We start from the raw sequence: 16,714 nt of genomic DNA, 5'->3' as shown, positions 1-16,714 counted from the left end.
GACTCACACTGCGTACCGTCACGCTGCGTAGCGATCGCGGAGGAAGAACCCTCCGGGCAAGCACATGGGAGTGTTCCGAATGCCGTCTGAGTACGCCAAGTCGCTGGGCGCCCGCCTGCGCTCCATCCGCCAGCAGCAGGGCCTGTCCCTGCAGGGTGTGGAAGAGAAGTCGAACGGCCGATGGAAGGCCGTGGTGGTGGGCTCGTACGAGCGTGGTGACCGCGCGGTCACCGTTTCCCGCCTCGCCGAGCTGGCCGACTTCTACCGCGTGCCCGTCTCGGAGCTGCTGCCCGACGGCAGCGGCGTCCGCCTCGAGGCAACCAACAAGATCGTGCTCGACCTGGAAAAGCTGTACGACACCACCGGCGAGGACCTCGCCTACGTCGCACGGTACGCCCGGGCCATCCAGCAGCAACGCGGCGACTACAACGGCCGCGTCCTCTCCATCCGAGCCGACGACCTGCGCGCGCTCGCCATCGTCTACGACATCTCCCCGAGCGGCCTCATCGAGCGCCTCACGGAGCAGGGTGTCCTGGTAGCCGACCCCCGCGCCTTCTTCGCCAGCTGACCTTCCCGGCAGCAAGTCAGTCTTACCCGAAAGGCCCGCGATCATCCCGCGGGCCTTTCGCGTATCTCTTTTTCCGTTGACGTCTCACGCGTAGGCCGGCGGCAGCCATCGTCCCCGATCGAGCCGGCGTGCACGGCCCAGCCGCCACTGCCCGTGACGCTGTCCCGCGACCCCACGGCGCTCGATATCACCGACCGTGCGGACCACCGTTCGCACCCACACACCATCGCCCGTTTTCGCACATTGAGCGAACGCGAAAACTCAAACCCTTCCTTCGCATTTCTCCGACCGCACCGTCACGGCCGCCGGGCAAGAAGCCGGAAAGCACGAAGCCGCCCCCAACCTGCGGAGCGGCTCACGTGAGGGGAATTACCGGGTGGCGAACTCCGCGATGCGGCCGAGGATGCCGTTGAGGAAGCGCGGGCTGTCGTCGGTGGACATCTGCTTCGCGAGCTCGACCGCCTCCGTGATCGCGACCGGGTCGTCGATCTCGGGGACGTAGAGCAGCTCGTACACCGCGATGCGCGCCAGGTTGCGGTCGACCACGGGCATGCGGTCGATCGTCCAGCCCTCGGCGTAGCTCGCGATCAGCTCGTCGATGCGGTCGAGGTTTTTCGCGACGCCCTCGACCAGGCTCTCCGCGTAGTCCATGTGGTCGGGGCGGGGCTTCTCGATGCGGTCGACGTAGGTCCGCAGCACCTCGCTCGGCGGCAGGTCACGCAGGTCGGCCTCGTACAGGACATCCAGCGCCCGCTTGCGCGCCTTGCGACGCGCGGGCATCTGGGTCTTGGGGGCATCCGCCATCGTCAGGAACGACCGAGGTAGCGGCCGTCGCGGGTGTCGACCTTGATCTTCTCGCCGGTGGTGATGAAGAGCGGGACGTTGACCGTGGCGCCGGTCTCGACCGTGGCCGGCTTGGTGCCGCCGGTGGAGCGGTCGCCCTGCAGGCCCGGCTCGGTGTAGGTGACCTCGAGGAAGACGCTGGTCGGGAGCTCGATGTACAGCGGGACGCCCTCGTGGGTGGCGACCGTGGCCTCGGCCTCGGGAAGCAGGTAGTTGGCGTTCTCGCCGACGGTGCCGACGGGGACGGTGATCTGGTCGAAGGTGTCCAGGTCCATGAAGACGAAGTCTTCGCCGTCGAGGTAGAGGTACTGCATCGTGCGCTTGTCGACCGTGGCGGTCTCGACCTTGGTGCCCGCGTTGAAGGTCTTGTCGACGACCTTGCCGGAGAGCACGTTCTTCAGCGTGGTGCGGACGAACGCCCCACCCTTACCGGGCTTGACGTGCTGGAACTCCACGACGGACCACAGATCGCCGTCGAGGTTGAGCACCAGGCCGTTCTTCAGGTCGTTCGTGGTAGCCATGTTTTTTGCGAGCCCTCGTCTGCCTTGATCTTGAATTTTGTCGGTGACCGAACGAGTCTACCGGCGCTTACGCCCCGTCGCCCACCTGGGCCAGGTGCTCCAGCGCCAGCCGGTAACCGTCGACGCCCAGCCCGATGATCGCTCCGGTGGCGACGCCGGTGATGACCGACTTGTGCCTGAATTCCTCGCGGCGGTGGATATTTGATATATGCACCTCTATGAGGCGTCCGCGAAGCATCGCGCACGCGTCGCGAACCGCGATGCTGTAGTGCGTCCACGCGCCCGGATTGATCACCACGTCGGCGCCCTCGTCGGCCGCGTCGTGCAGCCACCGGATCATTTCGAACTCGGCCTCGGTCTGCCGCACCTCGACCTCCAGGCCGAGTTGCTTGGCCGCGTCCTGACAGATCTGGACAAGGTCGGCATAGGTGGTCCGGCCGTAGATCTCGGGCTCCCGCGTGCCCAGCCGCCCGATGTTCGGCCCGTTCAGCACGTAGATCATCGCGCCACCTCCGCGTACGCCTCACGCAACAACCCCTCGTCGGGGCCGGTGAGAATGCCCGGCTTCGCCAGGCCGTCGAGAACAACGAACCGCAACGTGTCGGCCCGTGCCTTCTTGTCGACGCGCATCGCGCCGAGAAGATCGGTCCAGGCGTCCTTCGCGTACGCCGTGGGCAGCCCCGTCTTTTCCAGGACGGCCCGGTGCCGCGCGGCCGTCTCGTCGTCGAGCCGCCCGGACAGCCGCGACAGCGCCGCCGCGAAGATCAGCCCGACCGAGATCGCGTGCCCGTGCTTCCAGGTGTACTTCTCGCGCTTCTCGATCGCGTGCCCGAGCGTGTGCCCGTAGTTGAGGATCTCGCGCGGCCCCGACTCCTTGAGGTCGACGCTGACCACCTCGGCCTTGACCCGGATGGCCCGCTCGACGAGCTCGCGCAGGTGCTTCCCGGCGCCGTCGCTCTCGATCAGCTCGAGGATGCGTGGATCGGCGATGAAGCCGCACTTGATGACCTCGGCCAGCCCCGCGGTGAGGTCGTCGGCCGGCAGCGTGGCCAGCGCGTCGAGATCGCAGAGCACCCCGGCCGGCGGGTGGAACGCTCCGACCAGGTTCTTCCCGGCCGCGACGTTCACACCCGTCTTGCCGCCGACCGACGCATCGACCATGCCGAGCAGCGACGTCGACACCGGGACCCAGCGCACTCCGCGCAGCCAGGAGGCGGCGACGAACCCGGCGAGGTCGGTGACCGCTCCCCCGCCGACCCCGACCACCACGTCGGACCGCGTGAAGCCGGCCTCACCCAGCGCGTCCCAGCAGCGGGCCGCGACCTCGACGGTCTTGCCCTTCTCCGCGTCCGGCACCTCGATCGGCGTGACTTTGGCCTCGAGCGCGCCGCCGATCGCCGCGGCGCGTTCCCGCAAGGGCGCCGAGTAGAGCACCGCGACCCGCGCGGCGTCGCCGATCAGCCCCGGCAGCTCCCCGGCAAGGTCGTGCCCGACCAGCACGTCGTACGGCCGGTCACCACCTACGTGTATGCGTGTCACCACGGCGGCAACCCTATCCACGCCACGCTCGCCCGGTCGCCCCGCCCGGGTGGGGTTCCACCCCTCGGACGTACGCGACAGCTGCTGCGCTCCCGCGGCGCCGACGCCCGCTCCGTCCGCCGGGCCGTCGCGGCCGCGCTCGCGGGGTACGCCCATCTACGCGCCAGCGCGGGAGCGCCGGCCCTTCCCCCGGCGCTCGTGGCCGCGTTCCGGGCCGAGCTGACCCCGCTGATCCAGCGCATCGAACGGCTGGAAAGTCGGGTGAGCTGAGGTCGCGGCGAACGGGCCGCTCTGGCTCAGGCGGCCGGCTGGCGGCCCGCGTTCGACGGCAGCTCGGTCGACAGGACGATCTTGCCGCGGGTGTGGCGGGCGGACAGCTCGGTGTAGGCGTCCTTGACCGCCTCCAGCGGGTAGACCGCGGCGATCGGCAGCGAGATCCGGCCCCAGGCGATCTCGTCGGCCACGAACGCCAGCACCTCGGGGTCGCTGGCCGTGGAGCTGCCCTCGGCCTTGGCGCCGGCCTTCTGCGCGGCCGCGTAGTCGATGATCGTGTTGATCCGGGAAGGGTCCACACCCAGCTCGACGGCCAGGTCCACATAGCCATTGCCGTACGTGTCGATGAACGCGTCGATGCCGGACGGGATCACCTTGCGCAACCGCTCCGCGAGATCGTCGCCGTAGGCGACGGGGGTGACCCCCACCGAGCGCAACCAGGCCGCGTTGTTCTCGCCGGCGATGCCGATCACGGTGGCGCCGGTGTTGCGGGCCAACTGCACCGCGATCGAGCCGACGCCGCCGGCCGCGCCGCTGACGACCACCGTCTCGCCGGCCACCGGCTGCACGGCGCGCACCGACGCGTACGCGGTCACGCCCGCGACGAAAAGGCCACCGGCCCGGATCCAGTCGAGCGCCAGGGGCTTGCGGGTCAGGTGGTCGGCGGACACCAGCACGTAGTCGGCGTGCGACGACCGCGAGTCGGACCAGCCGAGCACCTCGTCACCGACCGCGAACTCGCTGACCGAACCGCCCACCTCGATGACCCGGCCCGCGAAGTCGCTGCCCTCGCCGGACGGGAACGTCGCCGGCCACTGGTCGTGCAGGAACCCGCCCCGAATGGCGATCTCCCCGGGATTGATCCCGGCCGCGACCACCTCGACGAGGACCTGGTCGGCCGCCGGCTGCGGACGCTCGACGTTCTCGATCCGGAGAACGTCGACGTCACCGTACTGATCGAATCGCACCGCTCGTGTCATGCGGTCAGTCTTAACCCGTGGGGGCGCCGGCTACCCGGTCTCGTCTGTCACACCTTCAGCAGGGCCGCGACCTCGGCCGCGATCTCCTCGGGCTCGCGCCCATCGGTGACGACCGAATGCGTGGCCACCGACGCGTACAGCGGCCGCCGCTGGTCGAGCAGGTACTTCAGCGTGGCCCGAGGGTTGATCGCCAGCAGCGGCCGCCCGCCGCCGAGACCCACCCTCTTCACCGCATCGCTCAGCTCGACCGACAGGTAGACCACCGTCTGCGAAGCGAGCAACTCGCGGGTGCGCTCATGGAGGATCGCGCCGCCGCCGAGGGCCAGGATGCCGTCGAACTCCCCCAGCGCTTCCGCGATCGTTTCCCGTTCCAGCGCGCGGAAGGCGTCCTCGCCGTCGTCGAAGAAGATCTCGGGGATCGGCTTGCCGGCCTTCTCCTCGATGATGGTGTCGACGTCGCGGAACGGCAGGCCCAGCCGGCCCGCCACCGCTTCACCGATCGTCGACTTGCCGGCGCCGGGTGCGCCCACGAACACGGCCGCCGGCGCCATCAGCGGATCACCAGCGACTCGATGTAGCTCGCGAGGTTGCGGCGAATCTCGGCGACCGAGTCGCCGCCGAACTTCTCGACCGCGGCCTCGGCCAGCACGAGCGCCACCATCGCCTCGGCGACGACCGCGCCGGCCGGGACCGCGCAGACGTCCGAGCGCTGGTTGATCGCGGTGGCCGGCTCGCCGGTGATCACGTCGATCGTCTGGAGGGCGCGGTTGAGCGACGAGATCGGCTTGAGCGCGGCGCGTACCCGCAGGGGCTCACCGTTGGTGATACCGCCCTCGAGGCCGCCGGCACGGTCGGTGACGCGCCGCACGCCGTCGGCGGTCGGGATGATCTCGTCGTGGGCGACCGAGCCGCGCGAGCGGGCCTGGGTGAAGCCGTCGCCGATCTCGACGCCCTTGACCGACTGGATCGACATCAGCGCGGCGGCCAGGCGGCCGTCGAGCTTGCGGTCCCATTGCACGTGCGAGCCGAGGCCCGGCGGCACGCCGTAGGCGAGCACCTCGACGATGCCGCCCAGCGTGTCGGCGTCCTTCTTGGCCGCGTCGACCTCGGCGACCATGCGCGCGCTCGCCTCGGGATCGAGGCAGCGCAGCGGGTCGGCGTCGATGCGCTCGGCGTCCTCGGGCGTCGGGATCAGGCCGGACTTGGCCGCCACCGAGCCGAGCTCGATCACGTGCGACACGATCTCGATGCCGAGCGCCTGCTTGATCAGCGCCTTGGCCACCACGCCGACGGCCACGCGCGCGGCGGTCTCTCGCGCGGAGGCCCGCTCGAGAATCGGCCGAGCGTCCGTATGCCCATATTTCTGCATTCCGGCGAGATCGGCATGCCCGGGCCGCGGCCGGGTCAGCGGCGCGTTCCGGGACTGCGCCGCGAGCTCAGCGGGGTCGACCGGATCGGCCGCCATCACCGTCTGCCACTTCGGCCACTCGGAGTTGCCCACCCGGATCGCCACCGGGCTACCCAGCGTCACACCGTGCCGGATACCGCCGATGATCTCGATGACGTCCTGCTCAAAGGCCATGCGCGCGCCACGGCCGTAGCCGAGCCGCCGCCGAGCCAGATCGCGGCCGATCTCCGCACTCGTCACTTCCACCCCGGCGGGAACGCCCTCGAGCATCGCGACGAGCGCCGGTCCATGGGATTCACCTGCAGTAAGCCAGCGCAACACGACGTCAGTTTCGCACGCGCCCGTATTCGCTCGCGGTGGCCCCGCCCGCGTCCCGCCCTCCGGAATTCCAACGTCAAATCCGGCTCGGGTACGCCTCGACCGGCCGGACAACCGCATCGCGTGCGAACCCCGCCTCCGGCGGCTGCCGCACGCGAGCTCTCCGGTGGGTCGCGCCCGGTGCCGCGACCGCCGGGCTGAGCTGCCGGCGGGGCGGGCGGGGTGGCCTTCAGCCGGTGGTAGCGGCCGTGCCGGCGCCACTGGCGGGGCTCGGCGCAATCGGTACGGGCCTGCCGGTGGCCGTGGTGATCCTGGCGTGCGCGGCGGCGGCGCTGCTGTCGGTCACGCTGCTGACCGGCGGCTGGCCGCCTCGAACAACGCGGCGCGCATCGCTGCCTCGGGGGCGGGCGTAACCCCGGTGAACTGCTCGAACTGGCTCAGCGCCTGCCCCAGCAACAGGTCGAGCCCGGAGACCACCGGCACCCCGGCGGCGGCAGCGGCGGCGGCCAGCGGCGTCGGCCACGGGTCGTAGATGGCGTCGAAGAGCACGGTCCCGGGCCGCCATGTGACATCGCCGGCGAGGTGGTCGGCGGCGCCCTTGGGAACGGTGGAGATCACGGCGTCGGCCTCGAAGAGCGACGCGGCCTCGGACCAGTCGGCGCCGAGCAGTTTCAGGCCCAGCGCGTCGGCGGCCGGCGCCAGCTCGTCGCGCACCGAAGGCCGGCGGGTCACCACGGTCACCTCGGTCGCGCCCAGCTCGGCCGCCGCGCCCAGCGCCGCCCGGCAGGTTCCTCCCCCGCCGAGCACGGTCACTGACGGCGACGTGCCGAGGCCTCCCCCGCCCAGCACGGTCACCGACGGCGACGTGCCGAGGCCCGCGTCGCGGAGCACCCGGACCATGCCGGCGACGTCGGTGTTGTCCGCGTGCCAGGCGCCGTGCTCATCGCGTACCAGAGTATTGGCCGCGCCGGTCGCCTGCGCGACCTTCGTCGCTGTCGCCGCAAGGCGCAGCGCCTCTTCCTTGAGCGGCATGGTCAGGGAGAGGCCCGCCCACGACGCGTCGAGACCGTCGAGCAGGCTCGCCAGATCGGGCACGCCGCACTCGATCGCCACATAGCTCCAGCCGGTGAGGCGCGCCGCGGCAAAACCCGCGTTGTGGATCACCGGGGAGAGCGAGTGTGCGATCGGCCGGCCGAGCACGGCGGCCCGGCGCAACGGTGTGTCGGCGGCGGTCACCGACACACCGTATCCGGTCGGTACGACAAGAACTTCAGCAGAGCGGCACGCCGTTCCTGCAGGCCTGGGCGATGTTCTTCTGGTGCTGCGCGTAGTCGTTCGTGAAGATCGAGTTGCCGTCCTTGTCGATCGCCACGAAGTACAGCCAGTTGCCCGCGGCCGGCTGCATGGCGCCCTGCAGCGCCGCGTGGCCGGGGTTGTCGATCGGCCCGATCGGCAGCCCGCGCTTGCTCTTGGTGTTGTACGGGTTCTTCGGGTCATCGATCTCGGCGGCGGTGAGACTGCCCGAGTGCTTGGCGCCCTTGCCGTTGAGCTCGAGCCAGTAGTTCGCGGTCACGTCGAACTCGAGCGGCATGTTCGCCTTGTACGCCCGGTTGTACGCGACCCGCGCGATCTTCGGCAGGTCCTTGGGGACGCCCGCCTCGGCCTGCGCGAGCGAGGCCACGATCAGCGCCTCGTACGGCGACACGGACAGGTTGTTCTGCACGTTGTCGACGAAGCCCAGCTCCTCGGCGACCGAGTTGAACCGCTGCACCATGACCTCGAGGATCTGCGCGGCGTTCAGTTTCGGGTCGAACTCGTACGTGTCGGGGAACAGGAATCCCTCGATGCTGCCGGTGGCCGCGGGCTTGTTGTCGCGCCGCTTGAACCAGAAGTCGGCCACGCCGAGCTCGGTGGGCTTCTTCGCGGCTTCCTGGAAGTCCTTGACCGGAATGTTCGTCGCCTTCGACAGCGTCGCGAAGATCTGCATCGAGGTCTGGCCCTCGGTGATCGTCACACCCGAGGTGATCCGCGACTTCGGGTCGAGCAGCAGAGTGACCGCGCTCTTCGCCGACATCTGCTTGCGCATCTTGTACGTCCCGGACTGAATGTTCTTTCCGCGTGGGTTCTCGCCCGCGGCATTCACGAACGCCTTGGTGCTTTTCACCACGTCGGAATCGACCAGGGTGTTGCCGATCTCGGTGAGGGTCGAGTTCTTGGCAATGGTCACCTGAACCGGATCAGTTCCCTCGCCGCTGTAGTCGGCCGCGACGAAGAAGTCTTTCACCTTGCTGTAGCCGAAGTAGACTCCGCCGCCCAGAAGGGCCAACAGGATGAAAGCCATCAAAAACGCGACGCCGGACTTACCCGAGCCCTTCTTTCCACCGCGGCTTCCCCGCCGGTGGCGGGGCCGTCCGCGTTCGGCGTGCTCGTCGAACGCCAGGTCCAGCTCGTCGATCATCTCTGCCTCCGCTGCGCGTCCAGCCAGCTCTGCAGGATCTCCACCGCGGCCGCCTGGTCGACGACCGCCCGCTGCCGTTTGCCCCGGACGCCGCGCTCGGCGAGCCGTCGGGTTGCGACCACGGTTGACATCCTTTCGTCCGCCATGACGACCGGGAGGCCGACCACCTCCGCCAGTCGCCCAGCGTACGCACGAATGTCGATGGCGGCAGGACCCTCGAGCCCGTTGAGGCGCACGGGAAGCCCTACCACGATCCCGACCGCCTCGTGTTCCCCCACGAGACGAACGAGCTCGGCTATGTCGCTAGGCACGGCGTTGGGTGCCGCGCCCATGTCACGGGGCACCGTGACCAGGGGGGTGGCCAGGATCCCGTCAGGGTCGCTTATGGCGACCCCGACGCGCACCTTACCGACATCGACGCCCAGCCGCCTACCCCGCGACAGCGCGCTCATCCGGTTACCCTCCGTAGTCCCCGTCATGCGGCGGCGTCGATCACCGCCTTCTCCACCGCTGCGAGCAGCGCCGGAACCTGGTCGGCCGGGATGCCGCCACCCTGCGCAAGCTCCTTGTTTCCGCCACCTCGACCGGAAAGAGCTCCCTTGACCAGGTCGGCCGCGGAGAGGCCCTTGCCGAGAGCGGCAGCGTTGATCGCCACGATCAGCGACGCCTTGCCGTTGGCCCGGGACGCGACCGCGACCACCGCCGGTCGAGCGGAGTCGATCTTGCCCCGGATCTCCTGGGCAAGGGTACGCACATCGTTGCCGGCCGCGCCCTCGGGCGCCTCGGTCCCGACGTACGCGACGCCGTGCAGATCGCGGGCCTGGCCGGCGAGCGCGCCCGCGCCGCCGAGCACCATCTGTGCCCGCATCTTGTCGAGCTCCTTCTCGGCGTCGCGCAGCGCCGTGACGGTCTGCTCGACCCGGTCGGCGACCTGGTCGCCGGGCACCCGGAACAGCTCGGCCAGGCGCGAGACCAGCAGGTGTTCCTTGGCGAGGAAGCCGAACGCGTCGATGCCGACGAGCGCCTCGACCCGGCGCACGCCGGAGCCGATCGACGACTCGTTGAGGATCTTCACGAGGCCCAGCTGGCCGGAGCGGGCCACGTGCGTGCCGCCGCAAAGCTCACGCGCGTAGTCGCCGACTTCAACCACTCGGACCTCATCGCCGTACTTCTCCCCGAAGAGAGCCATCGCGCCGAGCCGGCGCGCTTCCTCCTGGGAGGTGATGAACGCGTGCACCTCGAGGTCGCGCAGGAGCACCTCGTTCACCTGCTGCTCGACGTCGTGCAGCACGGTCGGCGAGACGGCCCCCGGCGTGTTGAAGTCGAACCGCAGGCGGCCCGGCGCGTTGAGCGAGCCCGCCTGGGTCGCCGACTCGCCGAGGAAGTGCCGCATGGTCTGGTGGATCAGGTGGGTCGCGGTGTGCGAGCGCGAGATCGCCCGGCGCCGGGTCACGTCGATCTCGGCTTCCGCCGACTCGCCCACCCGCACCTCGCCGCGGATCACCCGGGCCTTGTGCACGATCAGGCCGGGCAGCGGCTGCTGGACGTCGACGATCTCGAGCTGACCCGCGCCCACGTTGATCACGCCGGTGTCGGCCTGCTGGCCACCGCCCTCGGCGTAGAACGGGGTGGTGTCGAGCACGATCTCGACGAAGTCGCCCTCGCCGGCGGCTTGCAGACGCCCGCCGTCGCCGAGCAGCGCGCGCACCCGCGACTCGCGGGTGACCTCCTGGTAGCCGGTGAACTCGACCGGGCCGCCCTCGTCCAGCGCGCCGCGGTAGGCGCTGAGGTCGGCGTGGCCGGTCTTGCGCGCGGCGGCGTCCGCCTTCGCGCGGGCCCGCTGGTCGGCCATCAGCCGCCGGAAGCCGTCCTCGTCAACGGAAAGGCCCTGCTCGCCGGCGATCTCGAGGGTCAGATCGATCGGGAAGCCATAGGTGTCGTGCAGCTGGAAAGCCTGCGATCCGGACAAAGCCGGCGTGCCCGACTTCTTGGCATCCGTGATCGCCGTGTCCAGGATCGTCGTGCCGGCCCGCAACGTGGAAAGGAACGAATCTTCCTCCGCGTACGCGTATTCGGAGATCCGCTGGAACTCGGTGGCCAGCTCGGGGTACGACGGTGCCATGCAGTCGCGCGCCACCGGCAGCAGCTCGGGCAGCGCCGGGGCCTGCCAGCCGAGCAGCCGGATCGCCCGGATCGCGCGGCGCATGATCCGCCGCAGCACGTAGCCGCGACCCTCGTTGGAGGGGATCACGCCGTCGCCGATGAGCATCAGCGCGGTGCGGACGTGGTCGGCGATCACCCGCAGGCGTACGTCGTCGGGGTGTGACTGGTTTGCCGCATGCCCCGAATGGGCGCCGTACTGCTTGCCGGTCATCTCGGCGGCGCGGGCCAGGATCGGGCGCACCTCGTCGATCTCGTACAGGTTGTCGACGCCCTGCAGGATCGAGGCGATGCGCTCGAGACCCATGCCGGTGTCGATGTTCTGCTTCGGCAGATCGCCGACGATCGTGAAGTCCTCCTTCGACTTCACGTTCGTGATCTCGTGCTGCATGAAGACCAGGTTCCAGAACTCCAGGTACCGGTCCTCGTCGACCTCGGGGCCGCCCTCGGGGCCATAGGACGGGCCGCGGTCGTAGTACAGCTCGGAGCACGGGCCGGCCGGGCCGGGGATGCCCATCGACCAGAAGTTGTCCTTCTTGCCGCGGCGCACGATCCGCTCGGCCGGCATGCCGGTCTGCTTCCAGATCTCGATGGCCTCGTCGTCGTCGAGGTAGACGGTCGCCCAGATCTTCTCCGGGTCGAGGCCGAAGCCGCCCTGCTCGACCGGCTTCGTGGACAGCTCCCAGGCGAGCGGGATCGCGCCCGCCTTGAAGTAGTCACCGAACGAGAAGTTGCCGTTCATCTGGAAGAACGTGCCGTGCCGGCTGGTCTTGCCGACCTCGTCGATGTCCGGCGTCCGGATGCACTTCTGCACGCTGGCCGCGCGCGAATACGGTGGGGTGCGCTGCCCCAGGAAGAACGGCACGAACTGCACCATGCCGGCGTTGATGAACAGCAGGTTCGGGTCGTCGATGGCCGGCAGCGGGGCACTCGGGACCACCGTGTGCCCGTTGGCCTCGAAATGCGCGAGAAAGCGCCGCTTGACTTCCGCCGTCTTCATCGGTTCCCCTCCTGGCCATCCTGATCGAACTCAGTCAGCCCGTCCTCGAACAGCTCACCCTCGGCGAACGCCTGGGAGATCTGCTCCTGCCGCTCGGTCATCCCGTCGCGGACGTCGTCAACGAAGCTACGCATCGACTCGACCAGACCGCCGGCGGATTGCGACAGGGACGTCGCGATGCCCGACGGGGTGAATTCGTTCGCCTTCTTGGTGAGCTTGCGAACGACGAGGGCGCCGACGGCCAGGCCGACGCCCAGCCACAGCAGGCGCTTCATTTTCTTTCCCTTCGGTTTTAACGGCGAGCCTTGCGGCGCTGCTTGACGGTCTCGCGGACCTCGCGGTCCTCCTCGGCGCGGCGCCGGTTGTTCACGGCCTTGCGCAGCCCGTAGCCGAACGAGGCCACCTTGACCAGCGGGCTGGCGGCGGCCGCGGCGACGACCGTGGACAGGTTGGCCACATTGGCGGTGACGTGCGCGACGCCCTCGGTGATCGTGTCGACCTTGGCGAGCTGGACGTTGACACCGTCCAAAGAGACCTGCACCTGGCCGAGGGCGGTGTTCACATTCTCCACCGTCTCGTTGACGTTGCCGAGCAGCGGGCCGGTGCGGTCGGTCAGGTCGTTGATCGCCCGGGTCGCGGCGTCGACCGTGCGGCCGAGCTTGAGGATCGGCACGGCCAGCACGATGACGAGCATCAGGAAGGCGCCCGCCGCGATCAGTCCAGCGATTTCTCCGGCGTCCATCTGGCGCAACTCCTCTACGGGTGGCGGGTCAACGTGCAGACCCTACCGTCCGTGACCTCGCCCCGCTTCACGACGCCGCGGGTGTCGGCTCCAAGAGCGGATCGTTGGAGAGCCCCGGCTCCGGCGTCTCGCCGACCAGCGGCTTGTCCTGCTTCGGCTCCGGTTTGCCACGGGTGTCGGCGATCGCGTTCGTCACCTTGATGCTGATCGTCGACCCCACGCATTTCTTCGGCTCCGGAGTGACCGCCGAGGAAGGCAGCACCACCGTCGGATCCTGCGCGGCCACCTGGTCCACGGCGCATTCCGGCAGCCGCACCCACAGGTCCAGAGTGAACTCGTCCCGCTTGAAGCAGGTGTAGGTGCCCTGATCGGCCGCGATCGCGGTCTCCGGGCACTCGCTCACCCTCCAGGGCGTCCAGCCGGCCTTCTCCAGCGCCGTCGTGTAGGCCGCGGCGGTCTCCTTGAACGGCTTCGAGGACTGCGCGATCCGCTCCCGGAACCGGCAGTCGAGGAAGCACCACAGGCTCCCGCTGCCGTTGTCCCGCACGTCCTGCTCGGCCCACGAGGGCACGCCGAGCGAGTCCAGCGAGCCGAACACCGGGTCCTTGCCGAGCGACCGGAGCCCGAAGAACGCCGGCATCACCATGAGCACGACGACCGCGAGGGAGAGCAGCGTCACCACCCGGAGCCGCCGCTGGGTCCGCATCTTGTTACGAAGCTCGTTGCCGGCTCCGCGAAGCCCCGCCGCGCTCTCCGGCGAGCCGGCGGCGGCTTTCGCCGCACCGGCCTTGGCGCCGACAACAGGCGCTGCCCCACGTTCTTCACCCCTTGGGGGTACGCCCGGAGCACTCGTACGCGGGTTCGCCGAGCGTTCACCCACGCCCGCCGCGCCGTTGAGCCGGCCCGGCCCGGCCCCCACGGACGCCGCGCCCACCTTCGCAGCCCCCGACGCAACGCCCACGCTCGCAGACCCCACGCCCGCCGCACCCAGCCCGGCGGAGCCCACCTTGGCGGCCCCCACGCTCGCAGCACCCACGCTCGCAGAACCCACGGACGCAGCGCCCACGCCTGCAGCACCAACGCTCGCGGCACCCACGCTCGCGGCACCCAGCGCGGCGGAGCCCGCCTTCGCGGCCCCCACGCTCGCAGCACCCACGGATGCGGAACCCGGGCCTGCCCCGACGGCGCCGGCGCCCGCGCCCGCACCCACCGATGCGGCACCCGACGGGGTACCCACGGACGCAGCGCCCACGGAGGCCGACCCGACCGGGGCGGCGCCGGCGGACGCGGCCCCCATCGAGCCCGATCCGCCACCCGGCCCGCCGTTACGCCCGGAGGCCTGTCCGCGCCCACCCGGGCCCGGCCCGGCCTGCGACGCTCCGACACGCCCCGGCAACGGCTGCCCCTGCGGCCCCGAAACCGGCCGAGCCGGCAAAGCCTGACTGTGCTGTGGCGAGCCCGGCATCGGCGGCCGCCCCGGCGAAACCGGCCCCGCCGGCCCCGAGCGCACGCCAACAGGCCCCGACGGCAAATCATCAACGTCGGGACGCATTCCACCCGGCCCCGGCCGGCCGATCGGCCCCGAGGGCATCTCGTCCGACTCCGGACGCATCCCCCCAGGACCACGCCGGACCGGACCGGAAGGCATCTCATCCGACTCCGGCCGCAACCCCGCAGGACCGCGCCGAACCGGACCGGAAGGCATCTCATCCGACTCCGGACGCACCCCCCCAGGACCACGCCGGATCGGGCCGGAGGGCACGTCATCCGAGTCCGGGCGCATCGCCCCGGGACCCCGCCGGATCGGGCCGGAGGGCATCTCGTCGGAGCCCGGCCGTCCGATCGGGCCGGACGGCATGCCGTCGACCCCGGGGCCCTGCATCGCGCCCGTCGCCGGGCCGTTGCGCGGGCCGCGGCCGCCGCGCGGCGGGTTGATCGGGCCGGAAGTCTCGCCGGGGCGTTGCGCGGCCCCGCCTGCCATGGCACCCGCACGTCCGGGCACCGCCGGGGTGCGGGCGCCCTGACGCCCGGGCACCACAACGACCTTGGCCGCCGCCCGCACGGGCTGACCGCCCGCGGGCCCACCCGAACTGGGCGCCGAGCCCATGCCCGGACCGCCGCCCGCGCCACCCACGCCCGGACCACCGGGCCCGCCAACGCCTGCACCGCCAGGTCCACCCGCGCCCGGACCGCCAGGTCCAACCGCGCGCGAACCACCGGGGCCTCCCGCGCCCGGGCCGCCAGGTCCACCCACGCGCGAACCATCGGGGCCACCCGCGCCCGGGCCACCGGGTCGGAAGCCGCCCGTGTCGCCGCCGTCATCGGGTCCGCCCCGTCCGGGCGCCGGGCGGCCACCGCGACCACGCGGGCCGGGGCCTTGCGCGCCGGCTAGATCCTGGGGACGCCTGCGGCCGCCCTCAAGACCGTCTGCTGCGGGCGTGCCGTGCCGGCCTGTGCCTTCGCCGCGACGACCGGCCGTGCCGTGCCGCCCGGTCGATTCGTTCTGGTAACCCGGCTCGCCGGGGAAGTCATCCGCGTCGCCGCCATGCCGTCCGGTGGACTCGCCACCCCGGGAAAAACCCGGCCCACCGCCTTGGCCGTCGGCGCCGCGCCGTCCAACAGGGTCATCGTTCGAGTAGGGGTCGCCGCCACCGGGGAAGCCGGCACCGTCACCGCCGTGGCGGCCGGTCGAATTGCCGCCGGCATAGTCGCCGCCGCGCCGCCGCGCCGGGTCGCCACCGGGATGGCCGTCGCCACCCCGCCGACCAGTCGACTCGCCGAAACCGGCACCGTCGCCACCCCGCCGACCAGTCGACTCGCCGAAACCGGCACCGTCGCCACCGCGCCGGCCGGTCGAGTCGCCGAAGCCTGCGCCGTCGGCGCCGTGGCGGCCGGTCGACTCGCCGAAACCGGGGCCATCACCACCGTGGCGGCCTGTCGTGTCGCCGCCCGGATAGGACGGGCCGTCAGCGCCGTGGCGACCGGTGAAGCCGCTGCCGCCCGAGGGGTCACCCGGGTAACCGGGGCCACCGCCCGGGAACGCCGGGCCGGAGCGGGGGGACGCCGGGCCCGCGCCGCCGGAACGGGCCGGACCCGAGCCGGGGAACACCGGGCCCGCGCCGCCGGAACGGGCCGCGCCCGAGCCGGGGAACGCCGGGCCGGAGCTGGGAGACGCCGGGCCCGCGCCGCCGGAACGGGCCGCGCCCGAGCCGGGGAACGCCGGGCCGGAGCTGGGAGACGCCGGGCCCGCGCCGCCAGGACGGGCCGGACCCGAGCCGGGGAACACCGGGCCGGAGCTAGGGGATGCCGGGCCCGCGCCGCCAGGACGCGCCGGACCCGAGCCGGGGAACGCCGGGCCGGTGTCGCCGGGAGAGCGGCCGGAAGGCGGACCGGCGGGCGACGAGGGCATCGGGGTGCCCGGCGCCTGGGCACGGCCGCCGGATGGGCTGTCGGTGCGGAAGCGGTCGCGCGGGCCCGCCGAGGAAGTGGGCCGCGAAGCCGGGGAGACCGGGCGGGAGGCCGGAGAGACCGGGCGCGACGCCGGGGAGACCGGCCGCGGCGTCGGCACCTCGGGCGCGTTGCCGGAGAGCGGGACGCCGGGGATCGGGCCGGAGGTCGACGGGTCGAGTGGGCGACGACCCTCCTCCGCGGCGGCGCCGTGCCGGGTCGCGTAGGCGGCCTGGTCGACGCGGCCACGGCCCTGGCCGGGTACCGGCGGGCCGCCGGGTCCGCCCCGGCGCGAGCCGGCCGGCGACACGGGGGCGGCGCCCGGCGGATACTGCCCGGGCCCCATCGGGTCGCCGGGCGCGTATTGCCCGGGCTCCATCGAGTCGCCGGGCGCGTGCTGCCCAGGCCTCATCGGGTTGCTGGGCGCATACTGCCCGGGTCTCGCGGGACCACCAGG

17 protein-coding genes are annotated in these 16,714 nt (G+C 71.4%); 3 read left to right on the top strand and 14 right to left on the bottom strand.

All coding sequences use genetic code 11. The features are described 5' to 3' along the window. Positions 1 to 79: 79 nt before the first annotated feature. Positions 80 to 568, top strand: a complete 489-nt coding sequence (locus tag ACIA5D_RS22345; RefSeq protein WP_020517563.1) for a transcriptional regulator — start codon at positions 80 to 82, stop codon at positions 566 to 568. Between the two features lie 369 nt (positions 569 to 937). Here the strand turns inward: ACIA5D_RS22345 and nusB are convergent, their stop codons facing one another. The 4 genes from nusB to aroB form a co-directional block, all read right to left on the bottom strand. Then, on the bottom strand, positions 938 to 1,348 hold the full coding sequence (nusB, locus tag ACIA5D_RS22340; protein WP_396032196.1) for a transcription antitermination factor NusB: 411 nt from the start codon (positions 1,346 to 1,348) through the stop codon (positions 938 to 940). Between the two features lie 26 nt (positions 1,349 to 1,374). After that, positions 1,375 to 1,932 carry an elongation factor P gene (gene efp / locus ACIA5D_RS22335; RefSeq protein WP_396032068.1) on the bottom strand — a complete coding sequence of 186 codons (558 nt, stop codon included), beginning with the start codon at positions 1,930 to 1,932 and terminating at the stop codon, positions 1,375 to 1,377. Positions 1,933 to 1,999: 67 nt separating this feature from the next. After that, on the bottom strand, positions 2,000 to 2,434 hold the full coding sequence (gene aroQ, locus ACIA5D_RS22330; protein WP_396032067.1) for a type II 3-dehydroquinate dehydratase: 435 nt from the start codon (positions 2,432 to 2,434) through the stop codon (positions 2,000 to 2,002). Beyond that, positions 2,431 to 3,432 (bottom strand): 3-dehydroquinate synthase, encoded by a 1,002-nt coding sequence (gene aroB / locus ACIA5D_RS22325; RefSeq protein WP_396032066.1) that lies wholly within the window; start codon positions 3,430 to 3,432, stop codon positions 2,431 to 2,433. Before aroB ends, aroQ begins: the two co-directional genes overlap by 4 nt. Here aroB and ACIA5D_RS22320 point away from each other — a divergent pair. Next, entirely contained in the window at positions 3,418 to 3,741 is a 324-nt protein-coding gene (locus tag ACIA5D_RS22320; protein WP_396032065.1) for a hypothetical protein, read from the top strand. The genes aroB and ACIA5D_RS22320 overlap by 15 nt on opposite strands. A gap of 26 nt (positions 3,742 to 3,767) precedes the next feature. Here the strand turns inward: ACIA5D_RS22320 and ACIA5D_RS22315 are convergent, their stop codons facing one another. The 10 genes from ACIA5D_RS22315 to ACIA5D_RS22270 form a co-directional block, all read right to left on the bottom strand. Continuing rightward, complete coding sequence (locus ACIA5D_RS22315; RefSeq protein WP_396032064.1) at positions 3,768 to 4,724, bottom strand: NADP-dependent oxidoreductase; 957 nt, start codon at positions 4,722 to 4,724, stop codon at positions 3,768 to 3,770. Positions 4,725 to 4,771: 47 nt separating this feature from the next. Further along, positions 4,772 to 5,275 carry a shikimate kinase gene (locus ACIA5D_RS22310; protein ID WP_396032063.1) on the bottom strand — a complete coding sequence of 168 codons (504 nt, stop codon included), beginning with the start codon at positions 5,273 to 5,275 and terminating at the stop codon, positions 4,772 to 4,774. Next, positions 5,275 to 6,453: a chorismate synthase gene (gene aroC, locus ACIA5D_RS22305; RefSeq protein WP_396032062.1), complete on the bottom strand. Its 1,179-nt coding sequence runs from the start codon at positions 6,451 to 6,453 to the stop codon at positions 5,275 to 5,277. The genes ACIA5D_RS22310 and aroC overlap by 1 nt, the downstream gene beginning before the upstream one ends. Before the next feature lie 339 nt (positions 6,454 to 6,792). Beyond that, positions 6,793 to 7,692 carry a shikimate dehydrogenase gene (locus tag ACIA5D_RS22300; RefSeq protein ID WP_396032061.1) on the bottom strand — a complete coding sequence of 300 codons (900 nt, stop codon included), beginning with the start codon at positions 7,690 to 7,692 and terminating at the stop codon, positions 6,793 to 6,795. A 28-nt stretch (positions 7,693 to 7,720) separates the two neighbouring features. Next, positions 7,721 to 8,908: an endolytic transglycosylase MltG gene (mltG, locus tag ACIA5D_RS22295; RefSeq protein ID WP_396032060.1), complete on the bottom strand. Its 1,188-nt coding sequence runs from the start codon at positions 8,906 to 8,908 to the stop codon at positions 7,721 to 7,723. Then, the gene (ruvX, locus tag ACIA5D_RS22290) at positions 8,905 to 9,360 is read right to left on the bottom strand and encodes a Holliday junction resolvase RuvX (protein ID WP_396032059.1); all 456 of its coding nucleotides are present in this window, start codon (positions 9,358 to 9,360) and stop codon (positions 8,905 to 8,907) included. Before ruvX ends, mltG begins: the two co-directional genes overlap by 4 nt. A 23-nt stretch (positions 9,361 to 9,383) precedes the next feature. After that, positions 9,384 to 12,068 (bottom strand): alanine--tRNA ligase, encoded by a 2,685-nt coding sequence (gene alaS, locus ACIA5D_RS22285; protein WP_396032058.1) that lies wholly within the window; start codon positions 12,066 to 12,068, stop codon positions 9,384 to 9,386. Continuing rightward, positions 12,065 to 12,343 carry a hypothetical protein gene (locus ACIA5D_RS22280; protein WP_396032057.1) on the bottom strand — a complete coding sequence of 93 codons (279 nt, stop codon included), beginning with the start codon at positions 12,341 to 12,343 and terminating at the stop codon, positions 12,065 to 12,067. The genes alaS and ACIA5D_RS22280 overlap by 4 nt, the downstream gene beginning before the upstream one ends. Positions 12,344 to 12,360: 17 nt before the next feature. Beyond that, positions 12,361 to 12,810 (bottom strand): DUF948 domain-containing protein, encoded by a 450-nt coding sequence (locus ACIA5D_RS22275; RefSeq protein WP_396032056.1) that lies wholly within the window; start codon positions 12,808 to 12,810, stop codon positions 12,361 to 12,363. Between the two features lie 67 nt (positions 12,811 to 12,877). Continuing rightward, positions 12,878 to 13,516 (bottom strand): hypothetical protein, encoded by a 639-nt coding sequence (locus ACIA5D_RS22270; RefSeq protein WP_396032055.1) that lies wholly within the window; start codon positions 13,514 to 13,516, stop codon positions 12,878 to 12,880. Positions 13,517 to 16,169: 2,653 nt separating this feature from the next. On the opposite strand from ACIA5D_RS22270, the gene ACIA5D_RS22265 reads away from it, so the two are divergent. Continuing rightward, positions 16,170 to 16,484, top strand: a complete 315-nt coding sequence (locus ACIA5D_RS22265; RefSeq protein WP_396032054.1) for a hypothetical protein — start codon at positions 16,170 to 16,172, stop codon at positions 16,482 to 16,484. Positions 16,485 to 16,714: the final 230 nt, after the last annotated feature.

Origin of the sequence: Actinoplanes sp. NPDC051513 (genome assembly GCF_044454685.1) — a bacterium.
Lineage (GTDB): Bacteria > Actinomycetota > Actinomycetes > Mycobacteriales > Micromonosporaceae > Actinoplanes.
This window is presented reverse-complemented; position numbering and strand designations above follow the sequence as displayed.

Coding starts and splice junctions, on each gene's coding strand:
- ACIA5D_RS22345 (WP_020517563.1), top strand. CDS start 80: ATGCCGTCTGAGTACGCCAAGTCGCTGGGCGCCCGCCTGCGCTCCATC.
- nusB (WP_396032196.1), bottom strand. CDS start 1,348: ATGCCCGCGCGTCGCAAGGCGCGCAAGCGGGCGCTGGATGTCCTGTAC.
- efp (WP_396032068.1), bottom strand. CDS start 1,932: ATGGCTACCACGAACGACCTGAAGAACGGCCTGGTGCTCAACCTCGAC.
- aroQ (WP_396032067.1), bottom strand. CDS start 2,434: ATGATCTACGTGCTGAACGGGCCGAACATCGGGCGGCTGGGCACGCGG.
- ACIA5D_RS22315 (WP_396032064.1), bottom strand. CDS start 4,724: ATGACACGAGCGGTGCGATTCGATCAGTACGGTGACGTCGACGTTCTC.
- ACIA5D_RS22310 (WP_396032063.1), bottom strand. CDS start 5,275: ATGGCGCCGGCGGCCGTGTTCGTGGGCGCACCCGGCGCCGGCAAGTCG.
- mltG (WP_396032060.1), bottom strand. CDS start 8,908: ATGATCGACGAGCTGGACCTGGCGTTCGACGAGCACGCCGAACGCGGA.
- ruvX (WP_396032059.1), bottom strand. CDS start 9,360: ATGAGCGCGCTGTCGCGGGGTAGGCGGCTGGGCGTCGATGTCGGTAAG.
- alaS (WP_396032058.1), bottom strand. CDS start 12,068: ATGAAGACGGCGGAAGTCAAGCGGCGCTTTCTCGCGCATTTCGAGGCC.
- ACIA5D_RS22280 (WP_396032057.1), bottom strand. CDS start 12,343: ATGAAGCGCCTGCTGTGGCTGGGCGTCGGCCTGGCCGTCGGCGCCCTC.
- ACIA5D_RS22275 (WP_396032056.1), bottom strand. CDS start 12,810: ATGGACGCCGGAGAAATCGCTGGACTGATCGCGGCGGGCGCCTTCCTG.
- ACIA5D_RS22270 (WP_396032055.1), bottom strand. CDS start 13,516: ATGCGGACCCAGCGGCGGCTCCGGGTGGTGACGCTGCTCTCCCTCGCG.